This window comes from Pantoea sp. Mb-10 (assembly GCF_021272205.1).
In the GTDB taxonomy this organism is placed as follows: Bacteria; Pseudomonadota; Gammaproteobacteria; order Enterobacterales; family Enterobacteriaceae; genus Pantoea.
The window spans coordinates 12,657-30,821 of record NZ_JAJSDX010000014.1 but is presented as its reverse complement, the minus strand read 5'-3'; the positions used below and the strand labels follow the sequence as shown (position 1 = coordinate 30,821).

At 56.9% G+C, this 18,165-nt stretch carries 15 protein-coding genes; 9 read left to right on the top strand and 6 right to left on the bottom strand.

Annotation, left to right across the window (positions count from 1 at the left end; genetic code table 11):
* Window positions 1-467 precede the first annotated feature (467 nt).
* The 6 genes from LU196_RS19885 (at window position 468) to LU196_RS19860 (ending at window position 7,815) form a co-directional block, all read left to right on the top strand.
* Window positions 468-2,075 (top strand): EAL domain-containing protein, encoded by a 1,608-nt coding sequence (locus tag LU196_RS19885; RefSeq protein WP_232761087.1) that lies wholly within the window; start codon window positions 468-470, stop codon window positions 2,073-2,075.
* Entirely contained in the window at window positions 2,047-3,006 is a 960-nt protein-coding gene (locus tag LU196_RS19880; RefSeq protein ID WP_232761088.1) for a D-2-hydroxyacid dehydrogenase family protein, read from the top strand. The genes LU196_RS19885 and LU196_RS19880 overlap by 29 nt, the downstream gene beginning before the upstream one ends.
* A 360-nt stretch (window positions 3,007-3,366) precedes the next feature.
* Window positions 3,367-4,872 carry a glycine betaine/L-proline transporter ProP gene (gene proP / locus LU196_RS19875; RefSeq protein WP_232761089.1) on the top strand — a complete coding sequence of 502 codons (1,506 nt, stop codon included), beginning with the start codon at window positions 3,367-3,369 and terminating at the stop codon, window positions 4,870-4,872.
* 131 nt (window positions 4,873-5,003) lie between these two features.
* On the top strand, window positions 5,004-5,981 hold the full coding sequence (gene hemB / locus LU196_RS19870) for a porphobilinogen synthase (protein ID WP_232761090.1): 978 nt from the start codon (window positions 5,004-5,006) through the stop codon (window positions 5,979-5,981).
* Between the two features lie 99 nt (window positions 5,982-6,080).
* On the top strand, window positions 6,081-7,049 hold the full coding sequence (locus tag LU196_RS19865; protein ID WP_232761091.1) for a sensor domain-containing diguanylate cyclase: 969 nt from the start codon (window positions 6,081-6,083) through the stop codon (window positions 7,047-7,049).
* A gap of 298 nt (window positions 7,050-7,347) precedes the next feature.
* Complete coding sequence (locus LU196_RS19860; protein WP_232761093.1) at window positions 7,348-7,815, top strand: helix-turn-helix domain-containing protein; 468 nt, start codon at window positions 7,348-7,350, stop codon at window positions 7,813-7,815.
* A gap of 262 nt (window positions 7,816-8,077) precedes the next feature.
* Here LU196_RS19860 and LU196_RS19855 read toward each other — a convergent pair whose 3' ends face one another.
* Window positions 8,078-8,425, bottom strand: coding sequence for a hypothetical protein (locus tag LU196_RS19855; protein ID WP_232761095.1), 348 nt, complete (start codon window positions 8,423-8,425; stop codon window positions 8,078-8,080).
* Window positions 8,426-8,673: 248 nt separating this feature from the next.
* Here LU196_RS19855 and LU196_RS19850 point away from each other — a divergent pair, with 248 nt between their 5' ends.
* Window positions 8,674-9,666 carry a glycosyltransferase family 32 protein gene (locus LU196_RS19850; RefSeq protein ID WP_232761097.1) on the top strand — a complete coding sequence of 331 codons (993 nt, stop codon included), beginning with the start codon at window positions 8,674-8,676 and terminating at the stop codon, window positions 9,664-9,666.
* A gap of 3 nt (window positions 9,667-9,669) precedes the next feature.
* Here LU196_RS19850 and LU196_RS19845 read toward each other — a convergent pair whose 3' ends face one another.
* Window positions 9,670-10,854, bottom strand: a complete 1,185-nt coding sequence (locus tag LU196_RS19845) for an NAD(P)/FAD-dependent oxidoreductase (protein WP_232761099.1) — start codon at window positions 10,852-10,854, stop codon at window positions 9,670-9,672.
* Between the two features lie 241 nt (window positions 10,855-11,095).
* On the opposite strand from LU196_RS19845, the gene pitA reads away from it, so the two are divergent.
* A complete protein-coding gene (gene pitA / locus LU196_RS19840; RefSeq protein ID WP_232761101.1) occupies window positions 11,096-12,595 on the top strand; it encodes an inorganic phosphate transporter PitA in 1,500 nt (499 codons plus the stop codon).
* 65 nt (window positions 12,596-12,660) lie between these two features.
* Here pitA and uspB read toward each other — a convergent pair whose 3' ends face one another.
* Entirely contained in the window at window positions 12,661-12,996 is a 336-nt protein-coding gene (uspB, locus tag LU196_RS19835) for a universal stress protein UspB (RefSeq protein ID WP_232761103.1), read from the bottom strand.
* Between the two features lie 411 nt (window positions 12,997-13,407).
* Between uspB and uspA the strand changes: the two genes are divergently transcribed.
* Window positions 13,408-13,845 (top strand): universal stress protein UspA, encoded by a 438-nt coding sequence (gene uspA / locus LU196_RS19830; RefSeq protein ID WP_232761104.1) that lies wholly within the window; start codon window positions 13,408-13,410, stop codon window positions 13,843-13,845.
* 27 nt (window positions 13,846-13,872) lie between these two features.
* On the opposite strand, the gene rsmJ is transcribed toward uspA, so the two are convergent.
* The 3 genes from rsmJ to LU196_RS19815 all read right to left on the bottom strand — a co-directional run bounded on the left by rsmJ (window position 13,873) and on the right by LU196_RS19815 (window position 18,157).
* Window positions 13,873-14,625 carry a 16S rRNA (guanine(1516)-N(2))-methyltransferase RsmJ gene (gene rsmJ / locus LU196_RS19825; RefSeq protein ID WP_232761105.1) on the bottom strand — a complete coding sequence of 251 codons (753 nt, stop codon included), beginning with the start codon at window positions 14,623-14,625 and terminating at the stop codon, window positions 13,873-13,875.
* An 8-nt stretch (window positions 14,626-14,633) separates the two neighbouring features.
* Complete coding sequence (prlC, locus tag LU196_RS19820; RefSeq protein ID WP_232761106.1) at window positions 14,634-16,676, bottom strand: oligopeptidase A; 2,043 nt, start codon at window positions 16,674-16,676, stop codon at window positions 14,634-14,636.
* Window positions 16,677-16,849: 173 nt separating this feature from the next.
* Window positions 16,850-18,157, bottom strand: a complete 1,308-nt coding sequence (locus tag LU196_RS19815; RefSeq protein ID WP_232761107.1) for an FKBP-type peptidyl-prolyl cis-trans isomerase N-terminal domain-containing protein — start codon at window positions 18,155-18,157, stop codon at window positions 16,850-16,852.
* Window positions 18,158-18,165 lie beyond the last annotated feature (8 nt).

The following is an 18,165-nucleotide window of genomic DNA, read 5'->3' as shown; positions in this document are numbered from 1 at the left end:
TCAGGAAGGCTGAGGGAGTGAAGGCACCGCGCAGCGGCGAGTGGGGCTGGCGCAGGGCCGGGGAGTGCAGAGGGCGCGGCCTGGCGCCCTCTGCTCGGTCGCCGCTACGCGGCAAAGGCACCTGCCATTGCTATGGCGAACGAAAATTGCACCGTGCTAACGGAAAAGCACCTGCCGCTGCCTGCGGCGAACAAAAGTCGCTCCGTGCCAGCGAAAAGGCACCCTGCCACTGCCCGTGGCGAATCTCCCCTCTGCTCGGTCGCCGCTACGCGGCAAAGGCACCTGCCAGTGTCATGGCGAACAAAAGTCGCTCCGTGCCAGCGAAAAGGCACCCTGCCACTGCCCGTGGCGAATCTACCCGCTGCCTGCGGCAAACAACCGAAGAGGCAGATTGCCTGGAAAATGGTATGCTGCTAAGCATCTCTTCTAAACCCATCCGCGGCGTTAATCCATTGAGGAATATCCCGGTGCCTCTGCAAAAACGACATCGTGACGTCAATTGGCTGCTGATTGTGTGTGCCGGTTTGCTGCCCTTGGTGCTAGGGATCCTTTTTACGGCGATTGAAGCGCGGCACACCATCAACCAGCAGCAAATTGCGGTGGCCAACACGCTGCTGACCCAGGCAGAAAAAATGAGCGATAACGCCTGGGATATGATCACGCATTTGCGCCAGTTTCAGGGCCAACCCTGTGCGCAGATTGAAGCGCAGCTGCAGCGGGACGGCTCGCTTTACGCCTATTTCCGGTCCATCGGGCTGTTGAGTGGCAACAACATTACGTGCTCCTCCGCATACGGCGTCGATCACGGCACGCTGTCTGAAATGATGATGCAGCCACCGCCGATCACGGGCAAAGCCTGGTGGAGCCTTTCGGTGCGCGGCACATTGGGGGTGCCCAATCGCCCGGCAGTGGTGTTTGTGCGAAACCTGCCGGACGGCAGCGGTGTTTGGGCCACCATTGACGGGCAATACCTGATGGACTTTATGCAGGCGATCGGCGAGTCGCGCGGCTATCAGCTGAGCTTACAGTTTAATGGCGGGGCCGTGATTGCCAGCGGCCCCGCCGAAGCAGCGCCCGCGTTTTATCTGGAAAATAAAGCCTATCGGGCAACCTCGACCCGTTACCCCATCAGCGTGATGACCACCGTGCCCACCCATGAACTGCTTAAAGCGTGGCGTCAGGCGCTGTTTATCTTTCTGCCGATGGCGGCCATCTTCTCTGTTTTGCTGATGATATTAACCGCCAACTGGCTACACCGTCGTATTTCATGGGCCGATGATATCCGCCGCGCCATCGCCACGCGTCAATTTTCTGTGCATTACCAGCCGGTTTATAGCAACACCCTGCGGCGTTGCAGCGGCGCGGAAGCGCTACTGCGCTGGCAGTTACCTCACGGCGAGCATGTGCGTCCGGATATTTTTATTAGCCATGCCGAAGCCGAGGGCATGATTGTGCCGCTCACGCAGCACCTGCTCGACCTGATGGCGGAGGATCTTCAGAGCTGGTCGGTTGCGCCGGGTTTCCATATTGGTTTGAACGTGGCGGCAGAACATCTACAGCATGATGACTTCGTGCAGGATATTCAGCGTTTTGCAAGCCGCATCAAAGAGAAACAGATGGTGGTGACGCTCGAGTTAACCGAACGCAGCCTGATCGAAGATGGCGAGCGCGTGGCGCGTAAGCTGCGCTATTTACAATCGCACGGCATGAAAGTGGCGATTGACGATTTTGGCACCGGTCACTGCTCGCTCTCCTACCTGCTGACGTTCCCCCTGGATTACCTGAAAATTGACCGCGGATTTATTCACGCGATAGAAGCACTCGACCGGGAAGCCCCCGTGCTCGATGCCATCATTAATCTGTGCCACAAGCTGCAGCTCGCGGTGCTGGGCGAAGGCGTGGAGACAGCGCTGCAGTTTACCTATCTCCAACAGCGTGGCGTGACGTTTATCCAGGGCTATTATTATGCCCATCCCATGGACAACACCCGGGCGCTCGACTGGTTTCGCCAGCATGAGCATCAGCCCCTTCTCGTGGAGGAATTACATGAGCCTGCGCTGCATCATTCTGGATGATTACCAAAACGTTGCCCTCTCCCTGGCCGACTGGGCCTCGCTGGCACCTGAGGTGATGACCACGGCGCTGCACCAGCATTACGCCGACCAGGACGCGCTGGTCGCGCAAATCGCTGAAGCAGACATTCTGGTGGTGATGCGCGAACGCACGCCCCTGACCGCCGAGCTGATTGGCCGTTTGCCGAAGCTAAAGCTGGTGGTGACATCCGGCATGCGCAACGCGTCGATTGATTTACACGCCTGCGCCGAGCGCTATATCGCGGTGTGCGGCACCGCCAGCAGCAGCGCCGCGCCGCTGGAGCTCAGCTGGGGCCTGCTGCTGGGCCTCGCTCGCCATCTTGTCACCGAGCACCAGGCGCTGCGCCAGAATGGCCCGTGGCAACAGACGCTGGGTCGCGGTCTGCACGCTAAAACGCTGGGGCTGGTGGGCTTGGGGAAAATCGGCGGTGAAATGGCAAATGTGGCGCGCGCCTTTGGGATGGATGTCTGCGCATGGAGTCAAAATCTGACCGCAGAACGCGCCGCCGCCTGCCAAGCCAGGCTAATGCCTTCGCTGCACGCGCTGATGCGGGAAAGCGACGTTGTGTCCGTACACCTGGTACTGAGTGAGCGCACGCGTCATCTTATCGATCGCGCAGCGTTGGCAGAGATGAAACCCGGCGCGCTGCTGATCAACACCTCCCGCGCCGCGATTGTCGATCAGGCTGCGATGCTCGCCGCACTGAACGACGGTGCTCTCGGTGGCGCAGGAGTGGACGTCTTCGAGCAAGAGCCGCTGCCCGCCGATCATCCGCTGCGCCAGCATCCCAACGTACTGGCCACGCCGCATTTGGGCTATGTGGCCGACAGCAACTACCGCACCTACTTCACGCAAGCCGTTGAAGATATTCACGGCTGGTTAACCGGTGCGCCGCTGCGCTCGCTGTATTAATCCGCATTCTCCTCTGCTCGCCCAATAACATGTCGGGCTTTTTCTTATGCCTTTTAAGCACGCCGCGTATTCTGCGGCGTGGGACGCAATTCGAAAAAAATTATTCCCGTCTGCCGCCGCTTTCACAACCACAGCTTTAGCCAAAAAATGAGCAGTTATTGGCGCAAACATGACATGCATCACATCAAAACAGTATACTCTGTCGCGTAACGCAATCATTTCGTTGCTGATGATAACCGCGAAGGCAGGGAAAAACGGCTGTTCGCGGCTATGCTTAAATTTTCTCAACGCCGCGGACTTTGAGCCACAGTACAGTCTGCAGCGTTGAGGACTTTTCGAATTCCAATACAGGGTAATTTCATGAAATTACGTAGGAAGCGTGTAAAACCTATCGGACTTGACGACGTCACTATTATTGATGACGCGCGTTTACGCAAAGCCATCACCGCCGCCTCGCTGGGTAACGCGATGGAGTGGTTCGACTTCGGCGTATATGGCTTTGTGGCCTATGCGCTGGGTAAAGTCTTTTTCCCGGACGCCTCGCCTGGCATCCAGATGATCGCGGCGCTGGCAACCTTCTCAGTCCCCTTCCTGATTCGTCCGCTGGGTGGGCTGTTCTTTGGCATGTTGGGCGACAAATACGGTCGTCAAAAGATCCTTTCGATTACCATTGTTATCATGTCGATCAGTACCTTCTGTATCGGCCTGATCCCCTCTTACGCCTCGATTGGCATCTGGGCACCGGTGCTGCTGCTGCTGGCAAAAATGGCGCAAGGGTTCTCGGTGGGCGGTGAATACACCGGCGCGTCGATTTTCGTGGCGGAATACTCCCCTGACCGCAAGCGCGGCTTTATGGGTAGCTGGCTAGACTTCGGTTCCATCGCCGGCTTCGTGCTGGGCGCCGGCGTGGTGGTACTGATCTCCACTATTATTGGCGAAGCCAACTTCCTTGAGTGGGGCTGGCGCATTCCGTTCTTCCTGGCGCTGCCGCTGGGCATTATTGGCCTCTACCTGCGTAACGCGCTGGAAGAGACGCCTGCGTTTCAGCAGCACGTGGACAAACTTGAGCAGGGCGACCGCGAAGGTCTGCGCGACGGCCCGAAAGTGTCGTTTAAAGAGATCGCCACCAAGCACTGGAAAAGCCTGCTGGCCTGTATCGGGCTGGTGCTAGCGACCAACGTGACCTATTACATGCTGTTGACCTACATGCCGAGCTATCTGTCGCACAATCTGCACTACTCCGAAGATCACGGGGTGCTGATTATCATCGCGATCATGATGGGTATGCTCTTTGTACAGCCAATCATGGGCATGCTGAGTGACCGTTTTGGTCGCCGTCCGTTTGTGATCATCGGCAGCATTGCGCTGTTTGCCTTTGCCATTCCGGCCTTCTCGCTGATCAACAGCGGCGTGCTGGGGCTGATTTTCGCGGGTCTGCTGTTAATGGCGGTGATTCTGAACGCCTTTACCGGCGTCATGGCCTCGTCGCTGCCCGCCATGTTCCCAACGCATATTCGCTACAGTGCGCTGGCCAGTGCGTTTAACATCTCCATTTTGATCGCTGGCCTGACGCCGACCGTGACCGCATGGGCGGTAGAAGCCAGCAACAACTTGTATATGCCTGCTTACTATCTGATGGTGGTGGCGGTCGTCGGATTGATCACTGGCCTGTTCATGAAAGAAACCGCTAACAAACCGCTGCGCGGTGCGACGCCAGCCGCATCGGATATCGATGAAGCGCGTGAGATTCTGCAGGAGCATCACGACAATATTGAGCAGAAAATCGAAGATATCGATACGGAGATCGCCCGTTTGGAGGCGAAGCGTAAAAACCTGGTGCAGCAGCACCCGGATATCAACGAGTAAGTGTGTCCCCCACTCCCGCCGCCCGGCGGGAGTGGTCTATTCACGCGCCATTCCGCACACAATCCTTCATGCCCCTGCGCGAAAGGGAGTAAACTGGTGTCACTTTTTTCACCAGAATAAGTTATTTATCTATGTCTGATTTCGATCTAATCCAACGTCCCAGAAGATTGCGTAAAAGCGCCTCAATGCGGGAAATGTTCCAGGAATCACACCTCAGCCTGCACGATTTGGCTCTGCCCATTTTCGTTGAAGAAGGCGTGGACGATTACGTCCCGATCAAAGCGATGCCCGGCGTCATGCGTATTCCGGAAAAGCGTTTAGCCTATGAGATTGAGCGCATCGCCAAAGCCGGTATTCGCTCCGTGATGACGTTTGGCATTTCGCACCACACCGACGCCACCGGCAGCGATGCATGGAACGAGAACGGTCTGGTGGCGCGCATGTCACGCATTTGCAAAGAAACCGTGCCCGAGATGATCGTGATGTCGGATACCTGCTTCTGCGAATACACCAGCCACGGTCACTGCGGTGTACTCTGCGACCACGGCGTCGACAATGATCAAACGCTGATTAACCTCGGCAAGCAGGCCGTGGTGGCCGCGCAGGCGGGCGCTGATTTTATCGCGCCGTCCGCGGCGATGGACGGCCAGGTGAAGGCGATCCGTCAGGCGCTGGACGCGGCAGGCTTTACCGATACCGCCATCATGTCCTACTCCACCAAATTCGCCTCCTCGTTCTACGGCCCGTTCCGTGAAGCAGCGGGCACCGCGCTAAAAGGCGATCGTAAAACCTATCAGATGAACCCGATGAACCGTCGTGAGGCCATCCGTGAATCGTTGATCGACGAAGCCGAAGGCGCAGATTCTCTGATGGTTAAACCGGCGGGTGCCTACCTTGATATCCTGCGCGACGTGCGCGAGCGCACCACGCTGCCGCTGGCGGCCTATCAGGTCAGTGGTGAATACGCGATGATTAAGTTCGCTGCGCAAGCGGGCGCCATTGACGAGCGTAATGTGGTGCTGGAAAGCTTGGGTGCCATCAAGCGTGCCGGTGCAGACCTGATTTTCAGTTATTTTGCCCTTGATCTCGCTGAGCAAAAAGTGCTCTGATCCTCCTGATGCCTGGGCGTGAATCGCACATTATTCACGCTCAGGCGTCTTACGTTTTAACGGCAGTCCCCCTCTAACCCCTCAAAAAAGAGTAATGCAATGAAAGCACCAGCCCTGCCAGCGGACGAGTCAAGCCGGCTGACCGAGTTACGTGAACTCAACATTCTCAACACGCCCGATGAAGAGCGCTTCGATCGCTTAACCCGTCTTGCCCGACGCATGTTTGGCGTGCCGTTAGCCTTGGTGAGTCTGGTGGAAGAAGATCATCTCTGGAATAAATCGATTGCCGGTAACGGCAGCCGCACCACGCCGCGCAACATCTCTTTCTGTGGACATGCCCTACTGCAGGAGGACGTGATGGTCGTGGAGAACGCGCTGGCCGATCCGCGCTTCCACGATAATCCGCTGACCCTGAACAGCGACACGCCGGTGATTTTTTATGCCGGCTGCCCGCTACGCACGCCCGGTGGTGTAAAAGTCGGTACGCTGTGCATTGTCGACCACCAGCCGCGAGCGTTTGACGATGAGGACAAGCACACGCTGCGCGACCTCGCGGCCATGGCTGAATCGGAGCTGGTGGCGTTTCAGAACGCGACGTCTGATGAACTCACGCAGATCACCAACCGCCGCGGCTTTATGGCGCTCGGTCAGATGACACTCAACGAATACCAAAAGCAGCAGCGTCGCGCCAGCCTCACCTTTCTTGACCTCGATCGGTTTAAAGTGATTAACGATACGCTTGGACACCGCGAAGGCGATCGGGCTCTGATGGATTTCGCTGACACCATGAAAATGACCTTCTGCCAGGCAGACCTGTTTGCCCGCTTAGGCGGCGACGAATTTGTGGTGCTGTTTGACGGCCTGTCAAAAGCCGATGCCGAAGCGGCACTGACGCGCTTCCGCGCTCAGCTTCAGCAGCAAACGCGCACGCTTGAGCGTCGCTACGCGCTGCACTTCTCCTCGGGCGTGGTGGAGTTTGATCCTGCCCATCCGCAGTCGTTGCAGCAGCTGCTGGCCGACAGCGACGCGCAGATGTACCGGGCAAAATCCAGCAAGAAGCCGCGCTAATCTTTCTGCCCGCAGCGTGTGTGAGTGATAGCCGCACGCTGCGGGAGGGCCGTGTGCTGTGCCGCCTTCTATTTCGTTGCATTCCTCTCTGCTTTTTCGCCCTGCTCGCATCCTGAAGCAGACAATACCTCTTAAGTGGTATTTAAAACTGACTCATCTAAATAATTATTTAAAAAAACAAGAAATGTCTCGTTTTATAATTAATAAATAAGCCATTTTGTTTAAAAAATGACATTAGTCGGATGCCTCAAAAGATTAATTAATCTAAACTGCATTGAGTTAACGGAGGACACAATAAATGCAGCCCAAATACAATGAAGGTGTTATTGATACCCTCACCCAATGGATTATGGATAATCTCGATCAACGTTTATGTATTGATGATATCGCCGAAAAGTCAGGTTATTCGAAGTGGTATTTGCAAAAGCTTTTTGCACGTTACCATCACGAAACGCTGGCGCGTTATATTCGCAAGAAGAAGCTTATTCACTGCGTGAGTGAGTTAAAGTTTAGTAAAAAGCCAATTATTACTCTGGCGATAAAATACCATTTCGAAAGCCAGCAGTCTTTCACGCGCGCCTTTAAGCAGGTGATGGGCTGTACACCACTTTACTGCCGTAAGCGGCAGCTCGCCCCGGACGCCATCGCGCTACTGCAGCAAAGCGATGACCCGTGCGCGCTCTGTCGCCTGCACGGCTTTAATACAAAAGCGCGTGAGAAAAAGCATCGCACCCTGGATGAGATAAACATTCATGTGCTAACGTAGCGCTTATTGTTCACCGCGTTAATTGCCTTAATCCTTATTTCCGGTATCGCTTATGAATAGTTTTTGTAGTTAATTCAATAAGAAAAGGCAGAGCTAATTTAAGCGTAACCTTTTTTCACGCGCATAAACCCAGCCGCCATTACTCACGCAAATAAATAGTATTTATACTGCACCTTTAAAATACCTTACTGCATCGGCGTATACGTGTGAAAACTAATTTTAGCCTGTCGGATAAATCTTTCTGCCATCAGGCTAAAGGGGTTTATTGTACCGGTTGGCCGGGCAACAGTGTCTCTGACATGGCGCGACGGCAGGTGAGCGCGTCCTGGCGAGCCGACTGCTGCTGTTCCGGCGTCAGATTCTGCCAGGTGGTTTGCAGATGCGTTGCCAGCCCGGACTGGAAGTGGATCTTCTGTAACGCATAGTCAGAATTACCGCCTTCAACGATGTTTTGCATGGCCTGCGGGGAGTTATCGCGCCCGTCATGCGTCAGGGTGCAGAAAATGGCGATGTAATAGGCTTTATCTTCGTCGCTGTAGTGCGGCATCAGCCACCACACCGCGGCACAGATCACCAGCAGTAGCGGCACAAGAAATTTAAGTTTAAACATAGTGATGGTCATCCACGCGTAAAAAAACGCGGCGATCATACCAGATCTCCGCCGCCTCAGCCCGTGCTGGGCATTTTCTTAAAGTGCCGCTTTTACCGTTTATTTATTGAGCCGTTCAGTGCCGTTTGTTAATTTTAAGCTCTCTTTCGCGCACGTAATCGCGCTTTACGCCCGCTATTTCAGGGCCATTTTCCTCCTGTGTTCAGGCAGGAAGTGGGATAGCGGGCGATGTGGCAACGGACACAGCAATGAACAAAAATAAACTCAAAATGCATCTGGTCTCGCTGGGCATGCTGGCGCAAAAAAAGCTGATGCCGCGTAGAACGCTGCCGAACTATCGCCCACAGGCCGAGCATGATATCAATTTGCGCGGGCGCACGACTTCCCCGGCGGCGATTCCACGGCAAATTTGGATGTATTGGGAGAGCGAAACGCTGCCGGCAGAAGTGCGCCTTTTTGTGGAAAAAATCACGCGCGAAAACCCACGCTATGAGGTTACGGTGATCAACAACCTCAACCTCAAACATTATCTGCCTGAACTGGTTTTTGCCCATGCGGATATGCGCCCTTCGCACAAAAGCGACGTGATTCGCCTGGAGCTGCTCCATCGCTACGGCGGCATCTGGATGGACGCCACGCTCATTCTCAATCAACCGCTGGATACCCTGTTGGCGGTCAATGCTGATAACCATTACGATCTCATTGGTTTCTGGCGTGAGGAGTCCACCCGCGATCTCGCTTATCCAGTGATTGAATCCTGGTTCCTTGCGGCGCCGCCGGACAATGCGTTTATCGGTCACTGGCTGGCCTGCTTCCGCCCTATTGTGACCCTGGGCTCGGAGGCTTACTTTCACCAGCTAAAGGCGCTGCCGCATTACGCGCTGATTTTACAGGGCATTAAAACGCCGGATTATTTGGTGGTGTATCTCGCGCAGCAGCAGGCGCTGCGGGAAGAGAATCGCTATAACTTCTTTCTACGCAAGTGTGAAGCCAGCGGCTTGCTGTATCAAACCCTCAGCCAGTGGCGTCCGGTTAAACTCAGCCGCATGCTGATGGTTGATCGCCGCCCTGCTGTGCTGCCGCCGCTGTTTAAGCTCACCAGCTTTGACCGCAAATACATCGCCACCCATCTTCGCTATGGCGTGGTTAACCGCGACAGCCTGCTCGGTGAGGTGCTGCTGGCGGATGGCGCCGCGCCACGCTCTGCGGCCCCGGGATCGCCGCTGGCGGGCAAGGCGTAAGCGCTATAGCGCTTGGGCGCAGGCCCAAGCCGAGCTCCACGCCCACTGGAAGTTATAGCCGCCCAGCCAGCCGGTAACGTCCACCACTTCACCAATGAAATAGAGTCCCGGCACTGCGCGCGCCTCCAGGGTTTTGGAGGAGAGCTGCGTGGTGTCTACGCCGCCCAGCGTCACTTCCGCCGTACGATACCCTTCGGTGCCGTTGGGCTGCACGCGCCACTGATGCAGCAGCGTTACCAGCTCACTCTGCTGTTTGCTGTTCAGCTGCTTAAGCGTGATATCCGGCAGCAGCGTCATGGCCTGCAGCACTTCAACCAATCGTTTGGGCAGGATTTTCGCCAGGCTGTTTTTCAAGCTGAGGTTGGGATGCGCCTCGCGCTGTGCCTGCAGAAAGCTGTCGATGGATGTCTCAGGAGAGAGATTGATGGTGACAAATTCGCCGGGCTGCCAGTAGCTGGAAATTTGCAGCACGGCCGGGCCGGATAATCCCCGGTGGGTAAACAGCAGCGCTTCTTTAAACAGCGTGCCGTCTTCCGCGGTGATGGTGGTGGGCAACGCCACGCCCGACAGCGTGCTTAACTGCGTTAACAGCGGCTTGTGCAGCGTAAACGGCACCAGCGCCGCGCGCGTGGGATAGACTTTCAGGCCAAACTGCTCAGCGACTTTGTAGCCAAACGGCGAAGCGCCCAGCCCTGGCATCGATAATCCGCCGCTGGCGATCACCAGCTTATCCGCCCGAACCTCTGCGCCGTTGAGCTGCAGCGTATAGCCGTTCTCATCACGCGCCACGCTGAGCACTTCACTGCGCAGCCGCAGCGTGACCTGCCCGGCCTCACACTCTTTTAAGAGCAAATCAACAATCTGCTGTGCGGAATCGTCGCAAAACAGCTGACCCAGCGTCTTCTCGTGATAGGCAATGCCATGACGATTCACCAGATCGATAAAATCCCACTGCGTATAGCGCGCCAGCGCGGACTTACAAAAATGCGGATTGTGAGACAGGTATGCCGCCGGCTCGGTGTACATATTGGTGAAATTGCAGCGTCCGCCGCCCGACATAAGAATTTTACGTCCGGCTTTTTTACCGTTATCCAGCAGCAACACGCGACGGCCGCGCTGTCCGGCCTGCGCCGCGCAAAACAAGCCTGCGGCGCCTGCACCTATAATGATAACGTCAAACTTTTCCACTGCGCTGAATCCCACCAAGATAAAGGCGCTGATTGTAGAGACCTGCGCCCACGGATGCCAGCGTCAAAAAATTGCCGTAAATATGTCATATTGTAACTTGCTTATTTTTCAGCCTTTTTACCTTACCCGCCAGGCGACCCTGTAATTTTAAGACAAAAAAGGGCTATATTTTCCTTTCCCATCGCGTGTGTTGTCGCAGATAATGCGCCGCGTTCATGTCCTCCAAAATGGCGTAACGTTTATGCTACATCTGTTTGCTGGTCTTGACCTAAGCACCGGCCTGTTATTGGTTCTTGCTCTGCTGTTTGTATTGTTCTACGAAGCAATCAACGGTTTCCACGACACTGCCAACGCGGTCGCGACAGTGATTTACACCCGTGCGATGCGGGCGCAACTTGCGGTTCTGATGGCGGGTGTTTTCAATTTCTTTGGGGTGCTGTTAGGCGGCTTGAGCGTGGCTTATGCCATCGTGCATATGTTGCCCACCGATCTGCTGCTGAATGTGGGGTCTGCTCATGGTCTTGCCATGGTCTTCTCTATGCTGCTGGCGGCGATTATCTGGAACCTCGGCACCTGGTATCTTGGCCTGCCGGCCTCCAGTTCTCACACCCTGATTGGCGCCATCATTGGTATCGGTTTAACCAACGCCCTGATGACCGGCACCTCGGTGGTGGATGCGCTGAATCTGCCGAAAGTGCTCAACATCTTCCTGTCGCTGATTCTGTCACCGATTGTGGGGATGGTGATTGCAGGCGGATTGATCTTCCTGCTTCGGCGCTACTGGAGCGGCACCACCAAGCGTGCCCGTATCCATATGACGCCCGCTGACCGTGAGAAGATCGACGGCAAGAAAAAGCCGCCATTCTGGACGCGCATCGCGCTGATCGTGTCTGCCATTGGCGTGAGCTATTCACACGGTGCTAACGACGGCCAGAAAGGAATTGGCCTGATTATGCTGGTGCTCATTGGCGTCGCGCCGGCGGGATTCGTGGTCAACATGAATGCGTCCGGTTACGACATCACCCGCACCCGTGACGCGGTGAATCACCTTGAGCAGTATTACCAGCAGCATAGCGATGCGCTGACGCACGTGGTGCAGATGGCGCCGCCTGTTGTGCCGACCCCAGACGAAAGCCTGGGCGGCCCGCAGGAGTTCCATTGCGACAGCAGCCGCGCGGTGCAGGCGATTGATCGCGCGCAGCTGCTGCTGACCAACCTCAACAGCTACGATCAGCTCACCGGTGAGCAGCGCAGCCAGATGCGTCGCCTGTTGATGTGCGTCTCGGATACCGCGGATAAAGTGGCCAAGCTGCCGCAAACCAACGCCGAGGATAAGCGCTTCCTCAGCAAGCTGAAGGGCGATCTGCTGGGCACGATAGAGTATGCGCCGGTGTGGATTATCTTCGCCGTGGCGCTGGCGCTGGGCACCGGCACCATGATTGGCTGGCGTCGCGTGGCGACCACCATCGGTGAAAAAATCGGTAAAAAAGGCATGACCTATGCGCAAGGCATGTCCGCGCAGGTGACGGCGGCGGTCTCGATTGGTATCGCCAGCTACACCGGCATGCCAGTTTCCACCACGCATATCCTCTCGTCTTCCGTGGCGGGCACCATGCTGGTGGATGGCGGTGGGCTGCAGAGCCGCACCATCAAAAACATCGCGTTGGCGTGGGTATTTACGCTGCCGGTGTGCATTGCGCTGTCGGGTTCACTTTATTGGCTGGCGCTGAAGCTGATCTAATTCATCTCAAGCCAGTGCAAAGGGCGACAGCAATGTCGCCCTTTTTTATGCCCGCAGCGTAGTCATCAGTGCCAGATCGCCATCGCAATCAGGCTGACCACCACCAAAAAGCACAGCCCGCTGGTGAGCACAAATTGCCCACGTACCCGCTCGCAGCGGCGAATAAATTCTTCATCATGATGGTCGTGATAGCGCTTATCCCAGATATAGCGCACCAGGCGCACCTGCTTGCTCGGCTGGCCGTGCGACGTAAAGAATCCCGCCCCATCGACATACTGATAAAGCAGCGGATCGCAACCGCGCAGTACCGCCAGTAATGAGCGCAGCGAAGAGAAGTAGCGCGCCATATTCACCAAACAAACCACACACAGAGCCCAAAAAAGCGCGATAGTGCTGACCATGTTCCCCTCCCGGCCGGTACCGCAATGACGTAAAGGCAGCGGGGAAAGGCTGCAAACGCCCCACGGAAAATAGACCAGCCACAGATGATGCGAATTGACGTTGTTGTTATGCAAACCTGCGCGCACGGCGAAACGGCGTGCCACAGGTTTTTAGTGTAGGAGATCTGTTCAATTTTTTTCCAGCGATGTTTTTCGTTCAGTGCGAGTAAAAAGTCGAGGACATTGATCGCACTCACAGCCGGGCTTCGGTTTGCAGCATTCGCGGACGAGTCTGGCTATACTCAGGGCATAACTACAGACGCCTGCACGTGACATCACCCCATCGCTGAGGCGCTCCGCTGTTTTGCGCAAAAGCCTTCGCCACCGCAGCAGCGGCCTGGCGTTCCCTGAATCTTGAGAAGGAGTTTAATCATGGCTTATAAACACATCCTGATCGCCGTCGATCTCTCGCCGGAAAGCCAGCTGCTGGTCGATAAAGCCGTGTCGCTGGCGCGCCCTTACGACGCCAAAATTTCCCTGATCCACGTCGATGTGAATTATTCCGACCTCTACACCGGGCTCATTGACGTCAATCTTGGGGATATGCAAAAGCGGATTTCTGAAGAGACGCACAGCGCCCTGAAAGCACTCTCCACCAACGCAGGTTATCCTATCGGTGAAACGCTAAGCGGCAGCGGCGATTTAGGGCAAGTGCTGGTGGATGCGATCAAGCAGTACGATGTGGATCTGGTGGTCTGCGGCCATCATCAGGATTTCTGGAGCAAGCTGATGTCCTCCGCGCGCCAGCTGATTAACACTGTGCACATTGATATGCTGATTGTGCCGCTGCGGGATGAAGACGACGAATAACAGAAAGGCCAGCAGCGCTGGCCTTTTTTATGCCTGTAACGGCGGATAGATATCGAAACGGTGGCTTTTGGTCACCACGGCGGATTGCGTGACCACGCCCGCCAACGGCGGTGCGTAATCAGGCCGCTTCACCACGATGCGCTTCTTGGCCAGCCGCCGCGCGGGTGCCAGCAGCGCATCGGCGTCCATATCCGGCCCTACCAGCGACTGAAATACCCGCATCTCTTTTTTGACCATGGCGCTTTTCTGCCGGTGCGGGTACATCGGATCAAGATAGACCACATCGGGCGCGGGGGCGATCTCACTGAGCGCCTGTTCGCTGGCGACGTGCAGCAGCGTGAGCCGCTCGCGCAGCCAGCCGCCAATTTCGGCATCGGCATAGCCACGCTGAAGGCCATCCTCCAGCAGCGCCGCCACCACCGGATGGCGCTCCAGCATGCGCACGCGGCACCCTAACGCCGCCAGCACAAAGGCATCGCGCCCCAGACCGGCGGTTGCATCGACCACATCCGGCAAATAATTTCCTTTGATGCCCACGGCTTTGGCTACCGCTTCACCGCGCCCTCCGCCAAACTTGCGCCGATGCGCCATCGCCCCTGACACGAAGTCCACGAAGATCCCGCCAAGTTTAGGCTCGTCGCGCTTGCGCAGCTCAAGGTGGTCAAGCGTTAACACCAGCGCCAGCGGCGCGTCAGCATCGTGCTCCAGCGACCAGCGCTGGGCTAATGACAATAAGGCGCCGTCTCCGGCGCCTGTTTCATCCACTAAACCAATTTTCACGCGTGAACTTATCCCTGAATACCGTAATGTTCGAGCATGGCATCCAGCTGAGGCTCACGACCGCGGAAGCGTTTGAACAGCTCCATTGGCTCTTCAGAACCACCGCGCGTCAGGATATTATCCAGGAAGGACTGCCCGGTCTCGCGGTTAAAGATCCCTTCCTCTTCAAAGCGCGAGTAGGCATCGGCGGCCAGCACGTCAGCCCACAGATAGCTGTAGTAGCCCGCCGCATAGCCGCCTGCGAACACATGGCTGAACGCGTGCGGGAAGCGTCCCCACTCTGGACTTGGCACCACCGCCACCTGCTTTTTGACTTCACGCAGCGTCTCAAGGATCTGTGCACCCTGCGCAGGATTAAACTCAGTGTGCAGGCGGAAATCAAACAGGCCGAACTCCAGCTGACGCAGAATGAACAGCGCCGCCTGGTAGTTTTTCGCCGCCAGCATTTTCTCCAGCAGCGCTTCCGGTAGCGGCTCGCCGGTTTCGTAGTGGCCTGAAATAAAGGCCAGTGCCTCCGGCTCCCAGCACCAGTTTTCCATAAACTGGCTCGGCAGCTCGACCGCATCCCACGGTACGCCGCTGATACCAGACACGCCCGGTGCTTCAATGCGCGTCAGCATATGGTGCAAGCCGTGACCGAACTCGTGGAACAGGGTAATCACTTCGTCATGCGTAAACAGGGCCGGTTTGCCTTGCACTGGGCGGTTAAAGTTGCAGGTCAGATAGGCAACAGGCTTTTGCAGCGTGCCGTCGGCTTTGCGCATTTGCCCCACGCAATCGTCCATCCAGGCGCCGCCGCGCTTGTTTTCGCGGGCATAGAGGTCGAGATAGAAGCTGCCACGCAGTTCACCGCTTTCGTCAAACAGGTCGAAGAAGCGCACGTCAGGATGGTAAACATCCACGTCTTTGCGCTCTTTCGCCGTAATGCCATAAATGCGCTTCACCACTTCAAACAAGCCGCTCAGGGCGCGCGCTTCCGGGAAATAGGGGCGCAGCTGCTCGTCACTGATGGTGTAAAGGTGCTGCTTTTGCTTCTCGCCGTAGTAGGTCAGATCCCACGGGTTCATCTCCTCCACGCCAAACGTCTGCTTAGCAAACGCACGCAGCTGCGCCAGCTCTTTTTCACCCTGCGGACGGGCGCGCGTGGCGAGATCATTCAGGAATCCAATCACCTGCGACGGACTTTCCGCCATTTTGGTGGCCAGCGATTTATCGGCAAAGGAGTCAAAGCCCAGCAGCTGCGCCAGCTCGTGACGCAGCGCCAGCTCTTCAGCCATGATCGGACCGTTGTCCCACTTGCCCGCATTCGGTCCCTGGTCGGAGGCACGCGTAGAATAGGCGCGGTACATCTCTTCACGCAGCGCGGCGTTATCGCAATAGGTCATCACCGGCAAGTAGCTGGGAATATCCAGCGTCAGCAACCAGCCTTCCTGCCCCTTGGCCTCCGCCTGCGCTTTCGCCGCAGCCAGCGCGCTTTCCGGCATACCCGCCAGCTCGGCTTCGTCAGCGATCAGCTTGCTCCAGCCCATGGTGGCGTCGAGCACATTGTTACTGTAGGTGGAGCCCAACTCAGACAGGCGCGCGGCAATTTCGCCATAACGTTTCTGTTTGGCTTTATCGAGACCAATACCGGACAGCTCAAAATCGCGCAGGCTGTTGTCGACCGCTTTTTTCTGCGCGGTATCCAGCGCCTGATAGCTGTCACCCTCTTTCAGGTTGCGATAGGCCTGATACAGGCCTTCATGCTGGCCGACCCAGGTGCTGTACTCTGACAGCAGCGGTAGCGTCTGCTCATACGCTTCGCGCAGTTCAGGGCTATTTTTCACGGAATTCAGGTGGCTAACCGGTGAGAAAATACGGCCGAGGCGATCGTCAACCTCTGCCAGCGGCTGCACCAGGTTTTCCCAAGTGTAAGGGGCGCCTTGCGCCACCACGCGTTCAACTTCGGCACGGCAGGCGTTCAGCGCCTCAGTAACGGCCGGCACCACATGTTCAGGCTTGATAGCGGAAAAAGGCGGTAGCGTAAAAGGGGTGAGTAACGGATTGGTCATAAGCGCAGTCCTTTTTTCGTGAGTGTCGGCGGCGCGCGCTTGCGCGGCGCAATTTCTCTAACATGCGTCCTCAATAAGGGAAAATCAATGGTGCCACGTGCGGGGGAGTAAAAAACGCCGGAGAGAGGATGAATCGCCTCTCATCTGCCGAGGGTGCGGCGGACGGGAGGCGTTTAACGCAGGGTCAGCGCGTAATGAATGATGTCATAAGGCGCCACCCACGCCGGCAGCGGCTCGCGCGCGGCAATATCTTTTGCCAGCGCCCACCCCTCCACGGTGCCGCCCTTGCCGCTCAGCGCCATCGCTTCGTACAACAGTGGGGGCACGCTACGGTTGAAGGGAACCTTGTCGTCCTTAAAATCATTGATCAGTTTGCCGCCCAGCGTGCTGACCTTGACCTGTACCGCGACGCTTTGATCCGCACTGAGCGGTTTTTTTGCGGGTTTCACCGTAAACCAGCGCACGCCTTCGTCGCTTTTTAGGACTTTACGCCCCGCGCCAAGCCTGGCGAGCTGTGCGTCGTTTTTTTCCAGCAGTGTAACGAGCGCCTTGTTGAGCGCGGCCTGCATCGCGGCATAGCGCTGCGCCATTTCCGCGCTCGCCAGCGCCGATTGACCGGTTTTAAGCTGCGTGGTGAGTCCGGCAATCAACGCATCCAAATCAAAAGGCACACCGCTGTCTTTCACCATCTGCAGCTGAACCACGACATTGCTGGCGATGAACTGGCCCAAGCTATAACTGCTGCGCGCGGTGTCGCCCTGCGGCTCAGCGAGCGCGTCAGGCGTTTTTTGTGCCGCTTTTAGCGCCGCCTCCAGGCCGGCGATGCGGCTTTCCAGCCGCTGTTTCTCTTTGTCGTGCGCCTCGCGTTGTTGCGCGACCAGCGACGAGCGCTGCTGGTCGAGCTCACGCTGCAACGCCGTGCGTTTTGCGGCGGCATCGCGCAGCTGCGTCGCGAGCTGCTGCTCATAATCAGTGCGTCGCGCCTGCTGCGTTTTTTTGTTTTCACTTTGCGCGTCGGCAAGCGCCTTGGCGTGCTTCGCCTGTTCGCGCTTGAGCGCCTCCTCGCTGCGCATGGCCGCAGCTATCGCATTGTTCACCTGATCGGTGAGCTGGGCGATGTGCGCCGCCTGTTGCGCCCGGGCGTTTTTTTGCGCTTGCCTCAGCGTGGCGACCTGCTGCGTTAGCGGCTGTTTTTCCGTCTGGCGCGTCGCCTGCTTTGCATCGTGTTCCCCCTCTTTTTTAGGGAGGGTCACCGCCGCCGTGTTTTCCGTTTTCGACGGAGCGCTTCGGCGCCGTTTCTCCGCCGCAGTGGCGCGCAGCTTGTCCGGCGATGCGGGGCGGGACGTTGCCGCAGGCGCGGCGGGCAAAGTACGCACCGCGTCGTTAAATGCGCGCAGCATCGCATCGTCGCTGGCCTGGGCCGCGCCCGATATCAGCAGCGCAGCGGTCGCTAGCGCAGCCAACAGACGGCGTTCTGTCATCACACTCT

Excerpts from the sequence above, each read along its gene's own strand:
- hemB (WP_232761090.1), top strand. The coding sequence starts at position 5,004 with ATGTCTGATTTCGATCTAATCCAACGTCCCAGAAGATTGCGTAAAAGC.
- LU196_RS19855 (WP_232761095.1), bottom strand. The coding sequence starts at position 8,425 with ATGTTTAAACTTAAATTTCTTGTGCCGCTACTGCTGGTGATCTGTGCC.
- uspA (WP_232761104.1), top strand. The coding sequence starts at position 13,408 with ATGGCTTATAAACACATCCTGATCGCCGTCGATCTCTCGCCGGAAAGC.
- uspB (WP_232761103.1), bottom strand. The coding sequence starts at position 12,996 with ATGGTCAGCACTATCGCGCTTTTTTGGGCTCTGTGTGTGGTTTGTTTG.
- LU196_RS19850 (WP_232761097.1), top strand. The coding sequence starts at position 8,674 with ATGAACAAAAATAAACTCAAAATGCATCTGGTCTCGCTGGGCATGCTG.
- pitA (WP_232761101.1), top strand. The coding sequence starts at position 11,096 with ATGCTACATCTGTTTGCTGGTCTTGACCTAAGCACCGGCCTGTTATTG.
- LU196_RS19880 (WP_232761088.1), top strand. The coding sequence starts at position 2,047 with ATGAGCCTGCGCTGCATCATTCTGGATGATTACCAAAACGTTGCCCTC.
- prlC (WP_232761106.1), bottom strand. The coding sequence starts at position 16,676 with ATGACCAATCCGTTACTCACCCCTTTTACGCTACCGCCTTTTTCCGCT.
- LU196_RS19865 (WP_232761091.1), top strand. The coding sequence starts at position 6,081 with ATGAAAGCACCAGCCCTGCCAGCGGACGAGTCAAGCCGGCTGACCGAG.
- proP (WP_232761089.1), top strand. The coding sequence starts at position 3,367 with ATGAAATTACGTAGGAAGCGTGTAAAACCTATCGGACTTGACGACGTC.
- LU196_RS19815 (WP_232761107.1), bottom strand. The coding sequence starts at position 18,157 with ATGACAGAACGCCGTCTGTTGGCTGCGCTAGCGACCGCTGCGCTGCTG.
- LU196_RS19860 (WP_232761093.1), top strand. The coding sequence starts at position 7,348 with ATGCAGCCCAAATACAATGAAGGTGTTATTGATACCCTCACCCAATGG.